We start from the raw sequence: 23,345 nt of genomic DNA, 5'->3' as shown, positions 1-23,345 counted from the left end.
CACGCTCCTATATTAAATCTATATATTGCTGTTGATACCATTTACGATCATATGCCGTCATATTAAGTTGACTTTGATGTTCACGACAATAATCGAACCATGCTTGATAGAGTGCACCGACAACCCCTTTATAGTAAAGCGCTTTCATTAAGTCTGTTTCAGAATACACCACGCCAGACGTTTTCATCAACCTTAAATCGTAATAGGCGTTTAACGTATACGGTGGACATTGAATCGCCCCCGGACAACGTATCGCATGTTTCACATTTGCAAATACATGCCCTTGATGATGTTGATTGCTCCATTCGGTAATGTCACTCATCACTGGCGGAAAATAGTAATCTCGCTGAATCCGATGTCGCTCATTCAAAAAATTCCCCGGTGTATAGTGCCAACTGTTGTACTCCATGCGTTTACTCATCGCAGTTAAAATACCTGCCAACATTTGACCTTGATTGAGAAAAGCTTTTTTCATTTTGTCACTCGGTATCGCACAACAAAAATAAATTTGCTGTTTCCATTCAAAAATTGTTTCTAGCTGATTGTGTTTTAATGCATCATCATACATCCACGGCTGTCTAAAACCTCGCGTCATACCCACATCTGAATCCGTTGCCCGTATCGCATAACCCACCATTTTTTCAAGCAAAGTTTGGATCACCGTAATATCCGGATGTTGCGCAATATAGTTTATAAATGCGTCATGATACGTCTCTTCTGGCGCCATCCTTAATATTTGTGCTAATTCATTCTCCATCACTTCATCATGATAGAGTCCAACTTTTTGCGTATTTAAAAACTGTTCTTGCTTGTGTAAGTTGAGTCCATTAATTTTTCGATAAATGACATAGTTTTCCACAACTTTTTCACGCAATTGACATATCAATCGTGCTTTCGCTAAAAAAGATTTGGGTACAGGTTTGGGAGGTGTATAAGTCATTTCACGATAAACCGCTAACTTTTCTTCTAAATAGCGGGATAAATAATGCAATGAAAAATGAACACCATTCACCTCTTCTCCTCTGGCAGGCGGACCGGATTGCAACAATGTATAGAGGTTGAAAATAAATATACGTTCATCTCTTGTCCATGTGTCCTTATTTTTCTTAGCTAAATCATCTAGTAGAAAGTGTGCGGTATCGCCTTCTAAGCTTTTAAGTAAATTGTTGTAATGATAAAACGTCGTATACGTATGCCCGTTATAATACAGTAATACCGGTGCCATAAAATCCACTTTTTCTTTAATTGCATCAATAACTTGTAACACGTCTTGCGGTTCAATATGCCGAAAAAATGGGACAACTTCTGATTGATAGCGCAACAATTCTTCCCTATGCAAATGTGTCGTCAATTTTTCAATTTCAGTCATTGCTTCTGGTGTCAATAAAAATAACCCTAAACTTTCGTATAGTCATCGTTAAAACTCGGTCCTAAGTGAAGACGCCCATAGGCTGACATTCCAAAACTGATGGCTTGCTTTGGATTTATTGATTGTTCATCTGTAAATACACATTTCGCATGCACCAATTGTTGATAAATCGCCCATTGTTCAAAATTCAAACTTTGTCGTGCAATCTCAAGCGGAATTTTACCATCCAATGTTAGCATCGTATCAATCACTTCTAACGGTTGCTCGAGCTGTGTCACCTTTGCATGTGTTTCTTCCAACAACTGTTCAAAACCTTTTTGCTTCATTACAATTCCTTCTCTCTGTCTAATATGATTGGTAACGAAAAAGGCCGCTGTCCCACTATAATCGCTGACGTGGGACAATTTTCAACTACATCATCTAAATTTTCCAAGTCACATTCAGGTATTTGCGCCATGCCACTATTACAATCTAAACACATGTACGCTATCCCTTGGCATCATACTGAAACAATCGAGGCGCCGCAGCACCACAAGCTGAACAAGAAATACACACTTCTCTGTCTACATACGCATAATAATGCATCAACTTCCCTCCTTGTTCCTTGAATACAAACAAAAACACATAATATATTTATTTATTTATATTATTTTTTATATTATATACACAAAGCAATATAGAGTCAACACAGTAATTCTCCTTGTTTCAGGAATTTTACCAAAAAACCCTTCAGACAACGAATGCCTGAAGGGAAAATATATTATAATTATATAAATTATTGAAGATATTTATTATTTTATAATCAATACAGGGATATTGACACGCTTCGCAATTTTATGTGTAACATGTCCTAACACATGCTTAATATCTATTTCGGAACGTTTATTACTCATGACTACAACGTCATAGTCTGCATTTTCAACTTCATTGACGATTTCTTTCGTAGCTGCACCTGTCGTAAACTTGACATCATATTTTAAGTTGGCATCGTCTAAAGATTTTAAAAATGGTTTCATTTCATCTTTTTTCTCTTCAACAACTTCTTCAAAATGCTTGCCTTGGTATCGTACATAGTTTGCAAGTTCCGTTTCAGAAATAACATTAAAAATGACAATTTTATATGCAGAATTTTCACCTGTTAATTTCACTAATTGCTCAGGTACATTTTTAAAACTATTACCGAAATCAAATGGAACTAGAATATTTTTGAACATATCCAATCCCTCCTCATTATTAGCATTCCCCAATATATTAAATAACAAACAATATAACTGAGAAATAAATACTTCTATCACATTTATTCTATCATTATGATAACGCTTTCTCAAATAAGAAGAATAACTTAATCAATTGAATTTTAAATTAAAAAAGCACAATGCGAGTAGCCGATGAGATCTCGACATTCACATTATGCTTTAGTTCATCTATTCATTTTTAAGATGCGAGTTCCATTACATCAAACGTATCGGTAATTTCTTGATAGTCCAAATTATGTCCCACTACAATTAAATATGGCTTCATCGGAATCGGACACGGTTTGATTTCTAAATTACCAGGTGTATATTGGACAACACACGGATTCTCACAATCTTTAAGATATACAAATCCTTTAATACGATAGATATCTTCTAAACCTTGTAGCCCTTCAATTAAGGCTGTTTGTTGCACAGGCGCCTCGAATTCGTACATCAAGTGTGATAATTGCCCATGATGATGCACGCTGGAACGTTCATTGACTTGACACTGTGATTGATGTTGGACTTCGTTTAAAGTCAGCTCTCCATAACTTGTTAAAATATAAGGAATATTCGGATATGTTTGCTGAATTTCATCCACCACAGATAACAAGGCCTCGTTATTCAATAAATCTATTTTATTTAAAATTAAGTGACTGCAATAGCGAAATTGTTCAAATATTAAATGATGCACGGATTCTGGTAATTCTTTTTTCTCATAATAGGCTGCTACGTCAACGAGACCTAACATCGTGATATCTTCAATATAAGGCGCAAGCACAGGGGTCATACATGCATCAAAGACCCCGATAGGGTGTGCCACACCACTACATTCAACTAAGACAATATCAGGTTGGTACGATAGATACAGCTCATGCAATTGTTGAGATACATCTTCCTTCAACTCACAACAAATACAACCATTGACTAGGACTTCCATTTGAACATCTTCTGTAACAAGATGTTCGTCAACACTTCTTGCACCAAAATCATTCATAATTACAGCCGGTTTCAAATGATTGTCAAGGGCGTCTTGGACTAAATAATTGAGCGTCGATGTTTTTCCGCCACCTAAAAAGCCTGATAATATGACAATATCCATCTAAATCCCCCCATCTTTCATCCAATCACGGAATACTCGACTTCCCGTTGTGGTTTGTTGACCTTGATACTTACCATGATAAACAGCTTGGGGTTTCGTTTTCGTTTCAGCTAAAACAATTTGACAAATTCTTTGACCTTGCTCAATTTCTAAAGGAAAATCATTCGCATTATATAATTCTAGCGTAATCTTTCCTTCAAATCCTGGATCAACCCATCCTGCGTTTTGAATAAAGAGACCTGCACGACCAATTGAACTTCTACCTTCTATAAAGCCAGTTAATTGTTCTGGCAAAGTAATATATTCTTCCGTTGTAGCTAAAATAAATGCATGTGCAGGAACAACAACATGCGATTGATTGATCGTTTCGTAATCAATCGGCTCACTCATTCGCTGCACACCATCTTTGGGTGGGAGTGGCTTTAAAAAATGTTGCCCTAACGTGAGGTCAACAGAAGCAGGTTCAATATGTTCTTCTACTAATGGTTCGATTTTAAGCATGTTGCGTTTTAGATATTCCTTTATATCATTATCTGACAATATCACGCTCAACACCTCTATTTCTTTATAATCAATCATAATTTTTCTGAAAATTTATAGCCTAAATAATTTACCATGTATAAAAAGTTCATACAAGCATTTTAAAGATTCAAATAGTTTGGTCTGTTTTCAATTCGGAAAATTATCACAAAAAATGAAAAATATACGATAATTTGCACAAATATCAATTCATTTGCGTCTTTTTATTTCTCTATTGTATATGTATTCCATGGATTAGGTTGTTTTGACTGCCAATTGACCATCCTTCATTTAACAAAGGATTAAAAAAATATACCCTACTCAGTTAAAATTTAAACTCATTTTATATATTTTAAGGACTTAATTTTTCAAAATCAAAAATATGACCATATAAAAACAAAGAATCAACATCTCATCCCTAAAATTTAGAACCATTATCAAATAAAAAGGGACAGTCACTGAAGTTGTTCTCCAGTTATTTTCATAAAGAAACTTAAAGATTAAAAATTAGCAGTAAAGAAGCTTATTATATTTAGCTTCTTTACTGCTTTTCTTGGTTATTTAATTCTTATTAAAACATTCTTATTTCTTCTAAAGTGTTTAACTTTTTAACTGCTGAAATAATTACGCCCCAAAAAGGTCTCTTACGACTCTTTCACTTGATCTTCCATCCTGGAATTTAAAATGCTTATCTAAGAAAGGTGCAACTTTTTCAATTTCAAAATCTTCATTTTCTAGTGAAGTAATTAATTCATTAAAGGACTCTACAATTTTTCCTGGAACAAAAGATTCATAAGGCTCATAAAAGTCTCTTGATGTAATATAGTCTTCTAAATCAAACGCGTAAAATAACATAGGTCGCTTAAATAATGCAAATTCATATACAAGTGAAGAATAATCACTAATCAGAATATCTGTGATGAATAAAATATCATTGACTTCTCTAATTTGCGATACATCTAAAAAGTATTGCTTATATTCTTTGGGTATATTTAATCTATTCTTTACAAATGGATGCATTTTAAATAGTACGACCGCGTTATTTTCACGACAGTAACGTGCAAATCTTGAAAAATCAATTTTAAAGAAAGGATAGTGGGCAGTTGCATGACCATTCCCTCTAAAAGTAGGCGCAAACAAAATAACCTTCTTACCTTTTATCATAGGTAAATCTTCTTTCATTTTAGCAACTACTTTTTCTTTATACTTCTCATCAAAGAAAATATCAGTTCTAGGCACTCCAGTTGGAACGACATTTTGTTCTTTTATTCCGAATGCTTCTCCATAGTATAAAATATCGTTTTCTGAAGCAACATACGCTTTTGTATAGTTTCTATGATTAGGTGAATCAAAGAATGGCCCACCTCTTTTACCAGCACGACTAAAGCCTACAGTTTTGAAAGCACCTACAGCATGCCAAAGTTGAATAATTTCTTGAGTCTTTCTAAAATTAACTGTGTAAATTAAAGGGTGATAGTCGTCAACGAAAATATAGTCTGCTTTCCCTAGTAAATACGGCAGTCTAAATTTATCCACATAACTTCTTCTCATAGAAATGTGTGGTTTAAATATATAGTGTATATCATACTTTTCATCTAATTTACGTCTCAACATTTCATCATAAATAAATTTGAAGTTTCCTGACATATTTGATCTAGAGTCTGATGTGAACAAAACTGTATTCCCTTTTTTTAAATGGAAAAATTTAGTCATGTTAAAAATCGCTTTGAATAAAAATTGACGCACATGATATGAATTTTTATTATAGCTCTTTTTATATTCGCTTATTTTTGTGGCTAATTTACTTTTAGGAGGAATAGGTTTGTTAAATTTGATGTCTATAACAAATTCATTGACTTCTTTCGACATTTTAGGAGATACAATATAAGTCGTTTTCTGAGAGGTACCGCCTTTTTTAAATTCATACTTATAATGATTGAGTAAGAAATTATTCTTGTCATTCGTTGTTTCAAATGAATTGTATATTTCTAATTCATCTTCTTCTAAATTATAATTTTCAGGTTCTAAAAGTTTTTCATTGATATGAACAATGTGTTCAAAGTCATCTTTAAAAATTAATAAATATTGGTCTGCTGGTAAGTAATTACCATTATCTAAGATGGCTACATTAAAACGAATTTTAAATTTATTCCCATCTATTTCTACACCATTAGCTCTTACTTCAGTTGTTTCCGTAAAATTTCTTAATACAACATTGTTGCTTTTAATTTCGTAATTTTCAGCATGCCCTTCAATAAATAGTTGAACTCGTTCCCAATAGATGTTATCTACTTTTAATTTATAATTACTCAAACCCTTTTTTCACTCCTCTATACGATTACAACGTCCACTTAATTACTGTCTTGCCCCATGAAGTCGCCAAGTCTTTTTCAAATGCATCCACAACATCATTAATGGTCTTCACATCAAATTCATTACCTTTTAATAAAGATAACTTTTCAACAACATCTGGATTATTTTTATATAAGTCCGCAATATCTTTAAAATCTTGTGCTCCGCTTCTACTGCTTCCAAACATTGTTAAACCTTTCTCTAGTACTAGTCGCGTATTCACTTCTATAGAATATTCACTGACACCTAATAAACTGATTGTGCCCTCTGGAGAAATTAAATCAATGATCTGCTCAACTGCAGATTGACTCCCTTTGCCACCTACGCACTCAAAAGCATGATCAAATGTTATATCACTTGGTATTTCGTCTATGTGGTACACTTGGTCAACGAATGAAAAATGACTTAACTTATAATCGGTCTTACCGAAAACGTATAATTTAGCTTCGGGATAAAGCTTATGAAGTAAAACAGCTGTTATATATCCTAAGTTGCCATCGCCCCATATACCAAAACTACTCTTGTAAGCATGGGATTTTTGTGAAAATCTCTGTATTGCATGCCAACTTACACTGACGAGTTCTGAGTAAGCAATCGTACTTAAATCCTCAATACTTTCATCAATTTCCACAACCCGATCATAATCCATAAATATATAATCTTGCATGAAGCCATCATAACCACTCGATCTAAATTTACTACTAGGTAAATAGTTTTCAGCAATTACTTCATCTTTTTCAATCGGTGTATTAGGAACCATGATGACTTTAGTTCCAATTTTGTAGATGCCTTTACTATCGTATACGACTTCACCTACGCCTTCATGTATCAAAGACATTGGAAGTTTCTTTTTCAATACCTTTTCGTTTCTGCTTCCTGTGTAATATCTTTGATCCGCTGCACAAATAGATAAATATAAAGGACGTACAACTACTTTGTTACTTTGAATGCTTTCATTATTATATGTAACTTCAAATTGTCTAGGGGCTACAAGTTGGTATACTTGGTTAATCATTTAGCATCCCACCTTTGATGATTGAATTTGCGACTTTAAGATCATAAGGTGTAGTAATTTTAATATTATATAGTTCACCCATTACTAACTTAACTTTTTTATTGTTCACTACGAGTATCTTACACGCATCCGTTAATATTTTTTTATCTTCACTAGATAGATCGTTGTAGCTATTTTTTAATAAATTAATATTGAATGACTGTGGTGTTTGTCCTTGATACATTTCATTTCTAATAGGTATAGCATTAATTGAATCGCCATCATTTGACGTAATAATAGTATCTGTAGCAGGTATAACTGTATCCACTGCACCATATTTAAGTACATCTTCTATATTTTCTTTAATAATTCGATGTGTTAAAAATGGTCTCACAGCGTCGTGTGTCACAATGACATCTTCATCTGTAATGCTTTTTTCTGCTTCTATCGTCTTTATAATGTTCATAATCGTTTCATTACGATCTGAACCACCTTCAATAACTTTGATTCTCTCATCATCAATATGATGATTTTTAAGTATATCTTTAGTATGTGAAATCCATTTTTGTGGTGTTGCAATAAAAATCTCATCAAACATTGCTGTTAATAGGAACTTTTCTACTGTATGAATAAGAATAGGTTTACCATCTAAATCTAAAAATTGTTTAGGCAAAGGAACATTTCCCATTCTTGAACCTATCCCACCAGCTAATATTCCTGCATAAATCATTTAAACATCTACTCCCTACCTTAAATTTTATTCAATGATTATCATAAGTATTAGTAAAAGTATATTAATTGTTAAAACGCTTTCACATAAAAATTATTCGAATTTTTAAAATCCTTATTTTAGACGCTCTACATGCGTTTATAACACATTATACATTATTAAAAATATATTGCAAAATCATCTATAGGGAAATCCATCCTAAAAATCTAATATATTAATATATTACTAATATTCTTTTATAAAGAATAGTTTTTTTATATTAAAACAACTGATTTTTACTATCTATACTTTAGTTAGCGGGCATTCAAAACGTAGATTTACACTTAAGATGATGGGGTTTTCGTAAATATTTTATTGATGATTTTAAAGGCTTTTATTATTCAATATAAAAAAGAAGTGACATGTTTGTTAGTCTCGCTGCAAGTCGTATCTCGATGGTGTTTGCATTCATTCTCTAGTATTGTTTCAATTCTATCATCCATATGGCGTGATAACTCATTATTCGGAATGATAATTAGCCCTCCTTTTGGTAGCGGCAGAAGTATTTTGACGAAACGGCTGAGTGAACGATAAAAGCTGAAGACTATAGAATGATTCTATCTCCTCGAAAACCGAAGTTATAATGAAGTTTTATAATAAAAAATAAGTGCTGAGACGATTTTCTATTAAAAATCATCTTAGCACCTATTATTTTGGGATTAAAGTCCAGCCCAGCCACTTAAAAATAAGGTTAAAATAAGAAATAACGCTGCGCTAATGGAAGTTCTATTGCCGCTTCACTTGTAATTTTATTGCCATCTACAAAGACTTCGTACGTTTGTGGATCGACATCAATTTGTGGCATCGCGTTATTATTAATCATATCTTTTTTAGAAAGATTTCGTATGTTATGTACAGGTTTGACCTGCCGTTTTAAATCGAGCTGACTGCGAATATCATCGTCATACGCTGCCTGAGAAACAAAGGTGATTGCTGTATTTTGTATATTAGTGCCATATTGCCCATACATATGACGATATTTTACCGGTTCAGCTGTTGGAATGGATCCATTCGCATCTCCATTTGCTGCGACATTGATCATGCCACCTTTAATGACTATTTCTGGTTTGACACCAAAGAAACGTGGATCCCATATCACTAAATCAGCTAGCTTTCCTTCGTCTACTGAACCCACATAATCAGAAATGCCATGTGTTATTGCGGGATTTATCGTGTATTTAGCGATATAACGTTGAATTCGACGGTTATCATTGTATGCTCCATCGCCTTCAAGTGGGCCTCTTTCCTGTTTCATTCTGTGCGCCACTTGCCATGTGCGGATGATCACCTCGCCCACACGACCCATTGCTTGTGAGTCAGAACTCACCATACTGAAAACGCCCATATCTTGTAAAACATCTTCTGCAGCAATAGTTTCTTTACGAATTCGAGAGTCAGCAAAAGCCACATCTTCAGGAATTGAAGCATTGAGATGATGTGTAATCATCACCATGTCCAAGTGCTCATCAATCGTATTGTGTGTGTAAGGTAAGGTTGGGTTTGTAGAAGATGGCAAAATATTAGGATAAGATGCTGACTTTATCAAATCAGGCGCATGTCCGCCTCCCGCACCTTCAGTATGATACATATGAAGGACTTTATCACCGATAGCTTTCATCGTATCTTCCATGAATCCTGCTTCATTTAGTGTATCGGCATGTAACGCTATTTGGATATCATATTCGTCCGCGACTTCTAATGCATGTCGCAATGCAGACGGAGTGGCACCCCAGTCTTCATGAACTTTCAATCCAATGACTCCTGCACGTATTTGTTCTTCTAGTGCTTCATGATTTACCGCCTGCCCTTTCCCAGTAAAACCAATATTAAGTGGTAAATCTTCTGCAGCTTGAAGCATTCGATGGATATACCAAGCGCCTGGTGAAACAGTTGTAGCATTGGTACCTTCTGAAGTTCCTGTACCACCACCAATGTGCGTCGTAATACCACTTTCTAATGCAACCTCTGCTTGTTCAGGGTTAATGAAGTGCACATGTGTATCAATACCGCCCGTAGTTACAATTCGACCTTCTGCTGCAATGACATCTGTCGAAGCGCCAATAATAATATCAACGTCATCCATAATGTCTGGATTACCCGCTTTACCTAACTTCATAATTCGTCCATCTTTCACACCAATATCACATTTAATCACTTTGTTGTAATCAATGACAACCGCATTGGAAATGACAAGATCAGCAACTTGTGGATGCGCTCTTGTAGCGTTTGGATTTTGACCCATGCCATCACGAATGGATTTGCCACCACCAAAAGTGACTTCATCGCCATAATTGGCATAATCTTTTTCTACTTTCGCAAATAAATCTGTATCTGCCAGACGAATCGAATCTCCTACTGTAGGCCCATATAAACTGGTATATTGCGCATCTGTCATTTTAAAACTCATTTGTCTTCACTTCCCTCTTCGACATTTGGTGGCGTTACCTTTGATGTATCAATTGGACCATCTACAAGACCATGAAAACCATAAATATGTTGACGCCCCGCGTAACGTACAAGGTAAATTGTCTTTTCATCTCCAGGTTCAAAACGCACAGCAGCCCCTGCAGGAATATCTAAATGTTTTCCGTAAGCATCGTCACGATCAAACGCGAGTGCAGGGTTCACTTCATAAAAGTGATAATGTGAACCGACTTGAATAGGACGATCACCAGTATTTTTAACATTGATTTTTGTTTTTTCTTTACCCTTATTAATTGTAATTTCCGACTTTTTAACAATGATTTCACCAGGTTTCATGCTTATTCCTCCTATACAATGGGATGATGAATAGTTACCAACTTTGTGCCATCAGGAAATGTGGCTTCTATTTCAATGTCAGTCACCATGGCATCAACGCCCTCCATGACATCATCTTTTGATAAAATTTCCCTTCCATAACTCATTAATTCGGCGACGGACTTCCCATCTCTTGCCCCTTCTAATACTTCATAACTAATTAAGGCAACTGCTTCTGGATGATTTAATTTCAGCCCTCGTTCTTTTCGTCTACGCGCTAAATCCGCTGCGACGACGATCATTAACTTGTCTTGTTCTCGTTGTGTAAAATACATGTCAGTCCACTCCTTAACAATGTAAAAATAAGTGATTACTCCTCTCATTATAGTGTCTTACATAACCACTTTCAAACAATAATGTTATTTTATAAAAGCTTTTAAGTGTATTTTATTTTATAATATATTTCTTTCGTTAGTTTTAATGTTATTGTAATATAGTGGTTATATACGCTGTTAAAGTGGTAAAGTCAAAGCATATTCAGAAACAATATCAAAAGAAAGAAAGGCGTGAAAAAACATGCCAACATGGATACATACTTTTTTCAAAAACATCTCCCAAGTCGTGCTATTAGAAAATACTTGGACAGGTCTCATTATTTTAATTGCTTTATGGATTGGCAATTGGAAAATCGGATTAGCTGCAATGGTCGGTAGCCTACTCAGCTTATTAACCGCCCGTTTTTTTAATTATACAGAAGCGGAAATTCAAGCGGGACTTGCTGGTTTTAACCCTGTATTAATTGCTATTGATTTAACGCTTTTTTTAGTGTGGTCTTGGCAAAACGTGATGATCATTTTAATTTGTATTTTACTTGCGATGCCTATTGCTCAAGCAATTAAAAACTTCTTAAAACCTTTCCATTTGCCAGAGCTGACAACGCCATTTGTCGTTCTAACATGGATTGTTTTATTAATGTCTCGACAGTTTAAGTTTATCCAAACGAATGTAGCGGTCTTACCATTAACCTCGCACATTCACATTGATTTAAACACACCTTTCCATCCAGTGCTTGCTTTTTTTAACAATGTGAGTCAAATTTTCCTTATTGAACATGTGTTAAGTGGACTTTTGATTGTCATTGCTTGTTGGATTGCTTCTCGACGTGCAGGTCTCTATATCCTTGTAGCCAATTTATTAGGCTTACTTCTTGAATTCTTTTTGGGCGCAGATATCGGCAGCCTTAATGAGGGTCTATTTGGTTTCAACTTAATGCTAACCATCATTGCTATAGGTGTTACATTCCGTTCAGAAAACTATTTTCATCCTATTCTTGTCTTTGTATTGGCAGTTATGATGACACCGATGATGTATGCAGCTATTGCAACATTCTTTGAACCTATAGGACTCCCTGCATTAACATTCCCATTTATTTTAGTGACATGGACATTGTTACTAGCTGGTCAAACCCCACGTCCAAGCCAAATTAGATAATCCTCATAAAAAAGCGTCAATCACCGCAACTAAGTTAAAAACTCAGTATGCTCGTATTGACGCTTTTAAAATCAAATACATTTCTGTAGTTACGTTAAATTAAACTTGATATCTATTCATTTTTCACTTCTTCAAAGTAAGCTTCATCTAAATGATTGATGACTAAATGTTCAATTTGTAGTGTTGTATGCGCCAAACCATATTTTTCTTTCAACAATGTTTCAAGCTCATTGATCGTTTGATACGCATCCTCACTACTTCGACTATCCAAAACGACATGGGCACTAAGTGAATAGTGCTCTGTCGTGATTGACCATAAATGGAACTCATGGACGTCTAACACTTGGTCAACGGATTTCATCGTTTCCATAATTTCATCTGTATCTAAATGTTCTGGTACAGATTCCATTAAAATCAACCAGGCATTACGCATGATTTTATACCCGCCACGCAAAATCACCAGCGCAATAATCATACTCAAAATTGGGTCAATTAACTGAATACCTGTAAAATAAATCAATACTACTGCAATAATGACACCGATTGAATTTAACAAGTCTCCCATAAAATGCCACAGCGCACTTTGGATATTAATATTATTTTCACTCTTCAATGACCGCACTAAAATGACGGTTAGTACTATATTTACAATTAAACCAATTGTAGCAATGACAAGCATTAAACCACTTTCTACTGGCTTTGGAAAAATAATCCGTACGATCGCTTCATAAAAAATCCATACCGAAATCACTGCCAACGCCAAACCATTTAAAAAAGCAGCAAGAATTTCGAAACGCAAATACCCAAATGTATATCGTGCAGTAGGTTTGCGACTCGCAAAATAGACAGCAAGCATCGATAAAGCAAGTGCAAAGACATCGCTTAACATATGGAACGAATCAGATAATAACGCAAGCGAATTAGAAATTATCCCTCCAGCAAATTCAACAACTGTAAAAAAGAGCGTAATAATAAGTGACAACCACAAAGTCATTTTGGAATGCGTCTGTTTTTTTCTATGCTCCACGTGATGAAAATAGTTTCCTCTTGACATCGTATCCCTCCTTGATAATTTTTCTCACTACCCATAAACGACACGAGGTGAATACGGTCTCACCGCATTCACCTCATTTTTTCGACTAAGCTTTGAAATTATCATCCATTATTTCTTCATCTTGTTGATATTGTTGGTATGACAAGTATGCCACACCTGCCAACACTGCTACCGCAATACCGCCAAAAATGTATGCAGACAATTTATAACATTGTTTCATAATACAAGCCTCCAGTTCATTCTATTCTAACATACCACTGTGCCAACAACTACAAACATGCTTTAGAAATATATTCTTTAAAAAACATCTATTTTTTAAAGAACAAATATTTAAAGGTACTTAATTTAAAAAATTTTGACAATTATTTGAACTTAATGTATTATTTATATATCCTTTTTGAAAACCCTTTCAAAAAAAGAAAAATTATAAGGAGGCTTCTATATGTCGGTTTATTTAGCACAAATTCTTGAGTGGTTACCTCGCATACTGATTAATATTTTTATTTAACTTTGGCTAACTTTTACAAAGAATATTCAAATGAGGTGAGAAAAAATGAAACAAAAACATGTCTACAGCATTCGTAAATTTAAAATCGGGGCATCATCAGCTGTTATTGCTTCTTTCTTTTTCATCGGGCTATTACAAACGCCTGTTTCAGCTGAATCTACATACGGGGGTCAAAAGCCAAGTGACGCTTCTCATCAAACACATGTCCAATTAGAAAAACAACAACCTTCTGATGAGGAATCACAAAAATCTTTAAAAGATACAGAAACATATCCAAATAACGGTGTATCTCATACTCAAACCGACGAAAACACACGCGCTCAAAACAATCAAAAAGAACAAACATCTAGCCATGACACGACATCATCTGTACCTTTGACTTATGCTTCACAAACTGAAAATCATGTCAAAGCACCTCAAGCGGCTCAACAACCTTTGAATTCTCCTGTCAAAGCACCTATGCCTAAACCATCAAATGAAGATACGCCTTCAACGACACCATCAGATGCAAAACAAACACAAAGCCCATATACCGTTCAACCCACATCATCAGCAACTTACGCAGTAAAAGATGAGAAAACTGCTGCGCCCCAAACGCTTAAATCAAATGAATGGACGAAACCTCATGTCGGACAGCCTGTCAAAACGGATTTAGCTTCAACAAGAGAACAAGAGAAAGCGACAACACAAACGCAAAGTCGCCAACGCCAAGCTGAAAAATTAAATGAACAACCAAGTCAAAAAGCGAAACAAAATTATTATAAAAACCGAGACCCCATTGTTTTAGTTCATGGCTTTAATGGCTTTGTTGATGATAAAAATCCTACTGTCCTCTCACATTATTGGGGTGGAGAAAAGCTCAATATTCGTCAATATTTAGAAGAAAATGGCTACAACACTTATGAAGCAAGTGTAAGCGCATTTGGGAGTAACTATGACCGTGCTGTAGAATTGTATTACTACATTAAAGGCGGTCGTGTTGATTACGGCGCAGCTCATGCAGCGAAATATGGACATGAACGTTATGGTAATACATATGAAGGTATATACAAAGATTGGGAACCTGGTAAAAAGATTCATCTTGTAGGTCATAGCATGGGGGGGCAAACAATACGTGTGTTAGAAGAACTACTACGTAATGGAAGCCAAGAAGAAATTGAATACCAAAAGGAACATGGTGGTACAATCTCGCCTTTATTTAAAGGTGGACACGATAACATGGTCGCTTCAATTACTACTTTAGGTACGCCTCATAACGGAACACACGCAGCGGACTTACTCGGTAATGAGCCTATCGTAAGACAATTTGTATTTGATTTCGCAGCTGCATTAGCTAAAAATGATGCACGTGTCGACTTTGGTCTCAACCAATGGGGACTTAAACGTAAACCTGGTGAAACGGATCAAGCCTATACGCAACGCATCAAAAATAATAATAAACTGTGGACAACAAAAGATAATGGTTTTTATGACTTAACGCGTGAAGGTGCAAGTGAGATCAATAAACATACTTCACTCAATCCAAATATCGTTTATAAAACTTATACAGGAGAAGCGACACACGCAACGCTGTCAGGTAAACAAAAAGCAAATCGCGATCTATTTTTAACATTTGCTTTAACAGCTAACGTTATCGGCAAAGTTCCTGAAAAAAATTGGCGTGTCAATGATGGTCTTGTATCTGTTGTTTCTTCTTTACATCCTTATAACCAAGCATGGACAAATGCTACAGACCAAATTCAAAAAGGAATTTGGCAAGTGACACCGGTCCTTGAAGGTTGGGATCATGTCGACTTTGTCGGTCAAGATACGAATGATACGAATCATACACAAGAACAACTTCAAAATTTCTGGCTTAATATTGCAGATGATTTAGTTAAAACAGAAGAAGTTGTAAAATAATAAGGAGGCGATGCATAGTGAGTGGAACACCATTAGAATTATTACTTTCTTTATTTAAAGTATTAAGAAACATCTTCAAATTCTAATATCAAAATGAACTGATAGGATTTTTGCGGTTGGTGTAACGATGCACCAACCATTTTTTGCGCGAGAAAAGCTTGAATCACCTGCGCTTTATATCATCATGTGGACACAAGAAACTAACATCTTATAAAAGTACAAAAACATAAAAATGACTAGGACCACACATGCGCTCGTTTTAAGCGCTGCATAACCCTAGTCATCTTTTTAATGAAACCGTGAAATTTATTTGATAATATCAATCAATTCTTTTTTAGCTGCGGCTCTTGCAGGAATCCATCCAAATACAATACCAATTAACGTTGATACTCCTACCGCAAGTACGATAGAACCAAAGCTAACTGCACTTTGTATATATTCCGGTGTAACGACATCGACTAGCTGTGCAATCAATATCCCAATGATTAAACCAATGATACCGCCGATCAAACATAGAATAACACTCTCAATTAAAAATTGTAATTCTATATCACGACCTTTTGCACCAAATGCACGTCGAATTGCAATTTCTTCTGTCCGTTCTGTGACAGAGATGTACATCACATTCATCACGCCAATACCCGCTATAAATAGTGAAATCCCTGCGACAGCAGCAACAAAATAGGTGATTGAATCAAATATCTTGCCAATCCCTTTCATTAATTCTTCGGTATCTGAGTATTCATATTGCCCTTGATCAATCGCTGCCCCCTTTTTGTTCAGTTGATCAGCCACGCGTGTTGCAATTTCTTTTTTATTCGCATCTTCTCCAATTTTTAGCACAAGCTGTGGAAATGCAGATTTTAGATGAGGTAAATAAGTCTCTACTGTCTTTGTAGGGATTTGAACAGCATCTGAGAGCTGTGCTTTATCCTTTACACCTACGACTTCAAACCCCATATCATCTATATAAATCGTTTTGCCTTTCACATTACCTTTAAAAAGTGTGTCAGCCACTTCTGATGAGATGACAGCCACACGTTGTTTTAAAGCATTGTCATCTTTTGTAAAACCTTTTCCGTCAGAAACATCTGACACCGATTCGCTTTTAACGACTGCAATATCTGTTTTCTTACTAACCGTTTTTGCTTCAGATATTAAACCTGAGCTTTCATCTTCTTTAATACTTGCATCTTGAACACCTTTCACTTGGCGCGCAATATCAATTTCCGTTTCAGTAAAAGGAGAATCTTTAATAGGCTCGAAGTCGTCAGGCATAAAGCTCACTAACGCTGTGTCTTTTGCAGCCCCTGCATCACTAAACTGCTCATTCGCTGTCTTTTTAAAACCATTCCCTAAAGACATAATGGTAATAACCGCAGCTATACCTATTATAATTCCAATCATGGTAAAAATATTACGACGCTTGTTTTTCATAATTGACTTCAATGCAACGTGTATAATATTACCGAAATAGGTCATCGTTTCAACACCTCTTCTTTTTGAACACGACCATCGAGGATATGAATCACACGATCCGCTTGTTCAGCTACTTTAGGGTCATGTGTCACCACAATCATTGTGGTCCCTTGTTCTTTATTGAGTTGTAAAAACAATGCCATAATGTCTTTTGAAGTTTTTGAATCAAGCGCTCCTGTTGGCTCGTCAGCAATAATAAACTTCGGTTGATTCACAATGGCTCTCGCAATCGCTACACGTTGTTGTTGTCCGCCTGAAAGCTTATTGGGCACCAAGTTTTCTTTCTCGAATAAACCAACTCGATGCAACATCTCAATCACACGGTCGTGGCGTTCAGAAGCACGTAGACCTGCATAAAGCAACGGAATGCTAACATTTTCTAATATCGTATTGTTTTGAATCAGCTTAAAATTTTGAAAGACAAATCCAACTGTTCGATTTCGAATAGCAGCCAACTCATTATCAGAGCGTTTTTGATAATTTTCGCCATCAAATAAGTAATCTCCTTCATAACCGCGATCAATAAAACCAAGTATATTAATCAAAGTACTTTTACCTGATCCAGAAGGCCCCATGATAGCGACAAACTCGCCTTCGTGAATTTTTAAATCGATATCTTTTAAAATATGATTATGCGTATTCCCATTTTTGAAGTGACGATTGATCTTTTTAAGCTCAATCATTTCGCCACCTCTACTTTCTCCCCATCTTTAATTTTTGAGTCTGGATTTTGTATTAAATGGTCACCCTTTTCAATACCTTGCGTCACAATGAGATCACCATTTTTTTCGTCATACTTAATTTTTGTACGATGGGCAATATTATTTTTATCCACTTTATAAACATGGTTATCTTTAGTTAAAACAGATTTAGGTATTTTAAGCGTATCTAAAGGAATATTTGCCTCAACGGAGAATCCTGCTTTAACTTTAAAATCAAGGTCCCCAATGATGATTTTATATTTTGAAGTTTCTTTATCATTTTGACCTGATGGCTGTGTATCTATTGGATTATTGGTCGTTAACGTTTGCGCATCTCCATGCGCATTTTCATCTAGACTTCCAGCTGTCGTTTCGCTATGTTGTCCTTTATCTTGATCATAACTTGTTGGAAGTTGTGCGATGCTTTTAATTTTACCTTTACCTTTTTGACCAGAACTTGTGACTTCAATATTAACCGTATCGCCGACTTTAATTTTATTCAAATCAAATTCAGAAACTGTCGTTTGAATGATTGGCTCTTTCGAAATCAGTTTAAGGATAGGCTCGCTTTCACCCACTTGTTGTCGATTGATTAATGAAATTGTGCCATCAAATGTTGCATTTATACTATTATTCACTTGACCGTCATATCGATTAAGTTGCTTCCAAGCCGTATTGATTGCTTGTTGATCGCCACTTTGTTGTGCTTTTACAAGTTGATCATTCAATTTTTGACGTTGCGCCCCATCAATATCATAGTTAATCAACGGTGTGCCTTGAGATACACTTTGACCGTCTTCAACTTGTATGCTTAGAAATGTACCGAGTTGCGCATTATTTAAGTATGTTTTAATCGTTTCTGGAGAGACTTTACCAGAAATACGAATCGGTTTTTCGCTTTTTACTGTATATGTATTGTACCCTTCACCATCATTGTCTCCACCGATATGGCTAAAGTTTTTAACGAGAAAAGCAACTCCTGTCAAAATGATAATACCAATGATTGACAATGCAATTAGTGTCCTCTTCTTCAAAATTAAAAATCCTCCTTAATGCTATAATTTGTGTTTTCTGTATTATAACATTAAAAAGGACTCCATATTTTATGTATTCAAAATATTTAATAATTGTTTTATAATTCAGCAGCCAAGCTCAAAATCGTATCTTCTAAGAAAGCTGAGCCTAATGCTAGCAAGACAATGAGCACTATTGTTAAAATACCCAAAATTAAGGAAGCACGAAATGACAAGCGGCTCGTCGCATAATAGACGATAAATGTCACATATCCTTTAAATATCGTCTGTAAATCAAAAGCAGCGAGGTAGGTATTGCCTGGAAGAAAAATATTCAAACTCGTAATAATATAAGCTGGTGCAGGTAAATGTAATGCAAGTTGAATCACTATAACAACCAATGAAACAGTTGTCACTATAAGCGAATGGCTTAGAGAAGCTGATAAAATCGTCTTAGGTGTCACATCTGAATTTAGTAATTTCGAAATCATCATAAAAACGACAAATGTAAATAGAAAGCTAATCACGCCACCCATCAGACTGCTTGATACATCGGTTAGCCAATGGATTTGATGAATTTCTTCTATATCTTGTTTAGAATAGCCAAAGCCTTCTAACAACTCGGTATTATCCGTGTCATATTTTAATATTAAAGAATAAATAACAGTAATCAAAATAAGTAAAAACGATTTGACTTTCCATGTTGGATAATCCCGTAAGTTTTCAAAATGTTGGAATAAAGGGAGCTTCGTTTTGACCAACTTTAAATCCTCCTCTAAAAAGTTAATATTATATTATCATATTGCAAGGTAAAATATACTATTAAAAGTTAAAAATTCTAAAATATGCCATAACATATGAGAAAGCTACAATATAAAGTATAAAATTATAAATTTTAATGATACAATCTAATATAAATATAATTTAAGGAGGCAATTCATGAATTACTCAAAACTGTTACATATTGAATCTTTCGTTAAGGAGAGGCATCGACCTAAAGTTCTAGTTAAAATTTTGATTTTTATTATTGTCAGTTGTTTAATCAGCTTATTAACCATATTAAACATTGATTTTACTGAGACACTTGTTAATGAAGGCGGCTTATCACCAATTGAAGCTGAATCCACATTACCAATTGTGAGAGTTGCCGGTACGATTGGGAGTTTCATTGTTTATTGTTTCTTTATAGCTTTATTGTTCTTAATCACTTGGGGAATAACTAAAATCTTTAAATCACAAGTCTCTGCTAAAGTTGTTTTTGCAGCATCTTTACGCTATGCCATTATTACAACTTCAGTAGGTTGTATTGTTGCATTACTACAGTGGCTTTTCCACATTGATCCAAGCATTGTTAAAATTGATTCATTAAATATCTTCGCACCTAAAAATAATTGGTTAGGCGCAATCAATATCACTAATATCATTTCAGCTTGGTTCTTTGGTATTATGCTTCATTCTTCTCTTGGTATCAGTCAAAAATGGTCATGGATAGGTGCATGCGTTGCATTTATTATCTTTTTCGTCATTTCCGGCCTTGGTTAATTGAACGAATTTAAAAAAGAGAACAGAGTTCGGGACATAAAATATTTAATATTCTTACCTTCATGTGTACGTTTGCTTAAGGACAATTATGCCATTATCATATAGATGAAGAAGATATTTTTATGAAACGATGAAAGTATTTTATAAAAACAAAATGTCAAAAATTATAGAACCCATCTAAGTGAATGTATTTTAAATTAAATATCGTTCATTTCGATATGCATAGCGTTCACATCATAAACGTTTATGATGTGATCAAATCAATGTTTCGTTCATTTAGTTTTTGTCACTATTAATTAAATGACGCGAAAGTGATTTATTTTTAACTAAAACAGTGAGTAACGGCACGCATAAACGAAGTATTGATAGCGAGCCCTTGAGGGAAGTCATACAATACAAAGTTTTATCATAAAAGAATGCGCTCAGACGATTTTCTATTAAAAATCATTTGAGCGCTTTTTTGGATCAACGTCACAGCCTGTGTTCAGTTATAAATAACTCAGGTTACTATGGCTTAATAGAAGTACATGTGCAACCTAAATATCTACTTTATTTTTATTTAAATTACTTCGTGGATAAGCTACCAATAGCTACTCATTCTTTATCACAAATAAGCACGGTTGATAATAACAGCCCACTCCTATATTGTCAAACGTTCTTGCACTAAGTTGCTGAATCGACAATATCATTCATTGTACGTCTGACACTTTGCGCATACATCACGCCAAATTTGACTAAATGCACCATCAATAAGTAAAGTTCATAAAATTGAATACGTAAATGCGCACCCTCACTTAATGGATAAGCTTCATTATAGGCATGATAAAAAGCATCATCAAAGCCTCCGAAAACTTTTGTAGCACCTAAATCAAACTCTCGATCGCCGTATAATGGTGCAGGATCGAATAACGCCGGACGACCATCTGTTAAAAACATATAATTACCAGCCCATAAGTCGCCATGCAAGAGTGAAGGTTCACTATTATGTTGCGTTAAAGACGTAATCATAATCTTCCGGACCTCTTCAAATAAAGCATCATCACTTTCCGTCCATAATCCACGATTCCGAATCGTTTTCGCTAAAGGATTCATTCGTTGGTTAATAAATAATTCTGACCATGTCTCTGTCCATTCGTTATTAAATTGAACATCCCCGCCTTCAAAAGGCATAGGATACCCAAATCTCCCTTGTGGCTCGTGGGTATGGTGTAGTTTGGCGACAAGTTGTCCTAATGCGTGTTGACTGCCACTTTGCCCTTCTTCCAAATAACTTAATAACAAGTAGGCATCTTGGTCAATTCGACCTTGAGCAATGAAGACAGGCGCCGTCACACCCGCTTCCTCAAAAGCTTTTAAACCTGCCACTTCTGCATCATAAAATGAGGCCGCTCTATTTTGTTGCACTAACAAAAAATACGTTTCATTACTTGTTTCTACACGATAAGCTTGATTGACATCGCCACCACTCACAGCGGTAATATTTTGAATATCTTGAAGTGGCAATTCACGATACCATTGTTCCAACATAAAACCTCAATCCTTTCTATATAAACACTTTTTCATATAACAATTCTCAATTAGTGACTACGCTTTTTTCATCATTACGTACACTGTTAGCCGGTAATCTGTTGACAAATAATCATGTCGTCTTTCCGAATTAAAAATATGTCTAGATATTATTTCTAACATCTGGCTTAAATTATCTTCATTTAATGAAATTCCCTGATCATCCCCCTGTTAAAACAAAATATTTTATTGTCTTTATATGCTTCGCTATACTAAATAATATGAAAATATGCACAAAGGAGTTGCAATACTATGGAAGATCGACGTCAATTGTTGCTAGATACATTTAATTACAGATTTGCGACAAAACGTTTTGATGCAAGCAAAAAAATATCAGAAGCGGATTTTAATACCATTCTTGAAACAGGCCGATTATCGCCAAGTTCGCTTGGTTTTGAACCTTGGCAATTTGTCGTTATTCAAGATCCAGCCATTCGTGCTGCACTTAAACCTATGAGTTGGGGCGCACAAGGTCAATTAGATACAGCGAGTCATTTTGTTGTTATTTTAGCACGTAAAAATGTCCGTCCAGAAAACAAGTACGTTCAACATTTATTACGTGATGTCAAACACATGGATGAAACGATGATTCAACAAATGAGTGAAAAAACGACTTCATTCCAAGATAAAAACTTAAATCTTTATGAAAGTGATCGCGCATTGTGGGATTGGGCAAGTAAGCAAACGTATATTGCACTAGGCAACATGATGACGTCTGCTGCATTCCTAGGTATTGATTCATGTCCAATTGAAGGTTTTCAATATGACGAGGTGGCTGAATTATTAACTGAAAAAGGCATCATTGATGATGAAAACTTTGCGCCATCTGTAATGGTCGCATTTGGTTATCGGGAAGAAGATCCAAAACGTGAAAAAACACGTCAAACCCAATCAGAAATTGTAAAATGGGTTTAGGTTCAAAACAATTGAAATCATATTATCTGTGATACGCGATGAAGATTCGAGAGGGCGTCGGGATGTAACATCTTTGATAACCTTTCCTTCATGAA

Annotated in this window: 23 protein-coding genes; 4 read left to right on the top strand and 19 right to left on the bottom strand. The window is 35.2% G+C overall.

Annotated elements, in window-relative coordinates:
* Window positions 1–7 precede the first annotated feature (7 nt).
* The 12 genes from KM149_RS02065 to KM149_RS02010 form a co-directional block, all read right to left on the bottom strand.
* A complete protein-coding gene (locus KM149_RS02065; RefSeq protein WP_241415491.1) occupies window positions 8–1,384 on the bottom strand; it encodes a hypothetical protein in 1,377 nt (458 codons plus the stop codon).
* Window positions 1,385–1,395: 11 nt separating this feature from the next.
* Window positions 1,396–1,695: a hypothetical protein gene (locus tag KM149_RS02060; RefSeq protein ID WP_241415490.1), complete on the bottom strand. Its 300-nt coding sequence runs from the start codon at window positions 1,693–1,695 to the stop codon at window positions 1,396–1,398.
* A gap of 160 nt (window positions 1,696–1,855) precedes the next feature.
* On the bottom strand, window positions 1,856–1,954 hold the full coding sequence (locus KM149_RS11995; RefSeq protein ID WP_425353678.1) for a 4Fe-4S domain-containing protein: 99 nt from the start codon (window positions 1,952–1,954) through the stop codon (window positions 1,856–1,858).
* A gap of 206 nt (window positions 1,955–2,160) precedes the next feature.
* Window positions 2,161–2,583, bottom strand: coding sequence for a universal stress protein (locus KM149_RS02050; protein ID WP_050329936.1), 423 nt, complete (start codon window positions 2,581–2,583; stop codon window positions 2,161–2,163).
* A 220-nt stretch (window positions 2,584–2,803) separates the two neighbouring features.
* Entirely contained in the window at window positions 2,804–3,706 is a 903-nt protein-coding gene (locus KM149_RS02045) for a CobW family GTP-binding protein (RefSeq protein WP_050329934.1), read from the bottom strand.
* Entirely contained in the window at window positions 3,707–4,252 is a 546-nt protein-coding gene (dcd, locus tag KM149_RS02040; RefSeq protein WP_050329933.1) for a dCTP deaminase, read from the bottom strand. It lies immediately after the preceding gene.
* A 597-nt stretch (window positions 4,253–4,849) separates the two neighbouring features.
* The gene (gene tarL, locus KM149_RS02035) at window positions 4,850–6,538 is read right to left on the bottom strand and encodes a teichoic acid ribitol-phosphate polymerase TarL (RefSeq protein WP_214971016.1); all 1,689 of its coding nucleotides are present in this window, start codon (window positions 6,536–6,538) and stop codon (window positions 4,850–4,852) included.
* Between the two features lie 25 nt (window positions 6,539–6,563).
* The gene (locus tag KM149_RS02030; RefSeq protein WP_050345171.1) at window positions 6,564–7,592 is read right to left on the bottom strand and encodes a ribitol-5-phosphate dehydrogenase; all 1,029 of its coding nucleotides are present in this window, start codon (window positions 7,590–7,592) and stop codon (window positions 6,564–6,566) included.
* Window positions 7,585–8,301: a D-ribitol-5-phosphate cytidylyltransferase gene (locus KM149_RS02025; protein ID WP_214971018.1), complete on the bottom strand. Its 717-nt coding sequence runs from the start codon at window positions 8,299–8,301 to the stop codon at window positions 7,585–7,587. The genes KM149_RS02030 and KM149_RS02025 overlap by 8 nt, the downstream gene beginning before the upstream one ends.
* Window positions 8,302–9,031: 730 nt before the next feature.
* Complete coding sequence (gene ureC / locus KM149_RS02020; protein WP_060829395.1) at window positions 9,032–10,747, bottom strand: urease subunit alpha; 1,716 nt, start codon at window positions 10,745–10,747, stop codon at window positions 9,032–9,034.
* Window positions 10,744–11,100: an urease subunit beta gene (ureB, locus tag KM149_RS02015; protein WP_165545268.1), complete on the bottom strand. Its 357-nt coding sequence runs from the start codon at window positions 11,098–11,100 to the stop codon at window positions 10,744–10,746. Before ureB ends, ureC begins: the two co-directional genes overlap by 4 nt.
* A gap of 11 nt (window positions 11,101–11,111) precedes the next feature.
* The gene (locus KM149_RS02010) at window positions 11,112–11,414 is read right to left on the bottom strand and encodes an urease subunit gamma (RefSeq protein ID WP_050329929.1); all 303 of its coding nucleotides are present in this window, start codon (window positions 11,412–11,414) and stop codon (window positions 11,112–11,114) included.
* A gap of 241 nt (window positions 11,415–11,655) precedes the next feature.
* On the opposite strand from KM149_RS02010, the gene yut reads away from it, so the two are divergent.
* The gene (yut, locus tag KM149_RS02005) at window positions 11,656–12,570 is read left to right on the top strand and encodes an urea transporter (protein WP_165545270.1); all 915 of its coding nucleotides are present in this window, start codon (window positions 11,656–11,658) and stop codon (window positions 12,568–12,570) included.
* Window positions 12,571–12,682: 112 nt separating this feature from the next.
* Here yut and KM149_RS02000 read toward each other — a convergent pair whose 3' ends face one another.
* Window positions 12,683–13,624 carry a cation diffusion facilitator family transporter gene (locus tag KM149_RS02000; RefSeq protein ID WP_050329926.1) on the bottom strand — a complete coding sequence of 314 codons (942 nt, stop codon included), beginning with the start codon at window positions 13,622–13,624 and terminating at the stop codon, window positions 12,683–12,685.
* An 85-nt stretch (window positions 13,625–13,709) separates the two neighbouring features.
* A complete protein-coding gene (locus KM149_RS11950) occupies window positions 13,710–13,844 on the bottom strand; it encodes a hypothetical protein (RefSeq protein WP_268768012.1) in 135 nt (44 codons plus the stop codon).
* Between the two features lie 333 nt (window positions 13,845–14,177).
* Here KM149_RS11950 and lip point away from each other — a divergent pair, with 333 nt between their 5' ends.
* Window positions 14,178–16,034: a YSIRK-targeted triacylglycerol lipase gene (gene lip, locus KM149_RS01995; RefSeq protein ID WP_182281135.1), complete on the top strand. Its 1,857-nt coding sequence runs from the start codon at window positions 14,178–14,180 to the stop codon at window positions 16,032–16,034.
* Between the two features lie 306 nt (window positions 16,035–16,340).
* Here lip and KM149_RS01990 read toward each other — a convergent pair whose 3' ends face one another.
* The 4 genes from KM149_RS01990 to KM149_RS01975 form a co-directional block, all read right to left on the bottom strand.
* Window positions 16,341–17,516, bottom strand: coding sequence for an ABC transporter permease (locus KM149_RS01990; protein ID WP_165545273.1), 1,176 nt, complete (start codon window positions 17,514–17,516; stop codon window positions 16,341–16,343).
* The gene (locus tag KM149_RS01985; RefSeq protein WP_050329922.1) at window positions 17,513–18,196 is read right to left on the bottom strand and encodes an ABC transporter ATP-binding protein; all 684 of its coding nucleotides are present in this window, start codon (window positions 18,194–18,196) and stop codon (window positions 17,513–17,515) included. The genes KM149_RS01990 and KM149_RS01985 overlap by 4 nt, the downstream gene beginning before the upstream one ends.
* Window positions 18,193–19,251, bottom strand: a complete 1,059-nt coding sequence (locus KM149_RS01980; protein WP_425353681.1) for an efflux RND transporter periplasmic adaptor subunit — start codon at window positions 19,249–19,251, stop codon at window positions 18,193–18,195. The genes KM149_RS01985 and KM149_RS01980 overlap by 4 nt, the downstream gene beginning before the upstream one ends.
* A 95-nt stretch (window positions 19,252–19,346) precedes the next feature.
* Window positions 19,347–19,988 carry a hypothetical protein gene (locus KM149_RS01975; RefSeq protein ID WP_050345165.1) on the bottom strand — a complete coding sequence of 214 codons (642 nt, stop codon included), beginning with the start codon at window positions 19,986–19,988 and terminating at the stop codon, window positions 19,347–19,349.
* 178 nt (window positions 19,989–20,166) lie between these two features.
* Between KM149_RS01975 and KM149_RS01970 the strand changes: the two genes are divergently transcribed.
* A complete protein-coding gene (locus KM149_RS01970; protein ID WP_060829388.1) occupies window positions 20,167–20,769 on the top strand; it encodes a YIP1 family protein in 603 nt (200 codons plus the stop codon).
* 663 nt (window positions 20,770–21,432) lie between these two features.
* Here KM149_RS01970 and KM149_RS01965 read toward each other — a convergent pair.
* Window positions 21,433–22,296 (bottom strand): fructosamine kinase family protein, encoded by an 864-nt coding sequence (locus tag KM149_RS01965; protein ID WP_214971036.1) that lies wholly within the window; start codon window positions 22,294–22,296, stop codon window positions 21,433–21,435.
* Window positions 22,297–22,587: 291 nt separating this feature from the next.
* Here KM149_RS01965 and KM149_RS01960 point away from each other — a divergent pair, with 291 nt between their 5' ends.
* Window positions 22,588–23,250, top strand: a complete 663-nt coding sequence (locus KM149_RS01960) for an NAD(P)H-dependent oxidoreductase (protein ID WP_060829386.1) — start codon at window positions 22,588–22,590, stop codon at window positions 23,248–23,250.
* Window positions 23,251–23,345 lie beyond the last annotated feature (95 nt).

It is taken from the genome of Staphylococcus coagulans (assembly GCF_022557135.1).
GTDB lineage: Bacteria > Bacillota > Bacilli > Staphylococcales > Staphylococcaceae > Staphylococcus > Staphylococcus coagulans.
Note: the sequence above shows the minus strand (reverse complement) of the source record. Positions and strands in the feature narration are given on the sequence as shown.

Coding starts and splice junctions, on each gene's coding strand:
- KM149_RS02060 (WP_241415490.1), bottom strand. CDS start 1,695: ATGAAGCAAAAAGGTTTTGAACAGTTGTTGGAAGAAACACATGCAAAG.
- KM149_RS11995 (WP_425353678.1), bottom strand. CDS start 1,954: ATGCATTATTATGCGTATGTAGACAGAGAAGTGTGTATTTCTTGTTCA.
- KM149_RS02050 (WP_050329936.1), bottom strand. CDS start 2,583: ATGTTCAAAAATATTCTAGTTCCATTTGATTTCGGTAATAGTTTTAAA.
- KM149_RS02045 (WP_050329934.1), bottom strand. CDS start 3,706: ATGGATATTGTCATATTATCAGGCTTTTTAGGTGGCGGAAAAACATCG.
- KM149_RS02030 (WP_050345171.1), bottom strand. CDS start 7,592: ATGATTAACCAAGTATACCAACTTGTAGCCCCTAGACAATTTGAAGTT.
- KM149_RS02025 (WP_214971018.1), bottom strand. CDS start 8,301: ATGATTTATGCAGGAATATTAGCTGGTGGGATAGGTTCAAGAATGGGA.
- ureC (WP_060829395.1), bottom strand. CDS start 10,747: ATGAGTTTTAAAATGACAGATGCGCAATATACCAGTTTATATGGGCCT.
- ureB (WP_165545268.1), bottom strand. CDS start 11,100: ATGAAACCTGGTGAAATCATTGTTAAAAAGTCGGAAATTACAATTAAT.
- KM149_RS02010 (WP_050329929.1), bottom strand. CDS start 11,414: ATGTATTTTACACAACGAGAACAAGACAAGTTAATGATCGTCGTCGCA.
- yut (WP_165545270.1), top strand. CDS start 11,656: ATGCCAACATGGATACATACTTTTTTCAAAAACATCTCCCAAGTCGTG.
- KM149_RS02000 (WP_050329926.1), bottom strand. CDS start 13,624: ATGTCAAGAGGAAACTATTTTCATCACGTGGAGCATAGAAAAAAACAG.
- KM149_RS11950 (WP_268768012.1), bottom strand. CDS start 13,844: ATGAAACAATGTTATAAATTGTCTGCATACATTTTTGGCGGTATTGCG.
- lip (WP_182281135.1), top strand. CDS start 14,178: ATGAAACAAAAACATGTCTACAGCATTCGTAAATTTAAAATCGGGGCA.
- KM149_RS01990 (WP_165545273.1), bottom strand. CDS start 17,516: ATGACCTATTTCGGTAATATTATACACGTTGCATTGAAGTCAATTATG.
- KM149_RS01985 (WP_050329922.1), bottom strand. CDS start 18,196: ATGATTGAGCTTAAAAAGATCAATCGTCACTTCAAAAATGGGAATACG.
- KM149_RS01970 (WP_060829388.1), top strand. CDS start 20,167: ATGAATTACTCAAAACTGTTACATATTGAATCTTTCGTTAAGGAGAGG.
- KM149_RS01965 (WP_214971036.1), bottom strand. CDS start 22,296: ATGTTGGAACAATGGTATCGTGAATTGCCACTTCAAGATATTCAAAAT.
- KM149_RS01960 (WP_060829386.1), top strand. CDS start 22,588: ATGGAAGATCGACGTCAATTGTTGCTAGATACATTTAATTACAGATTT.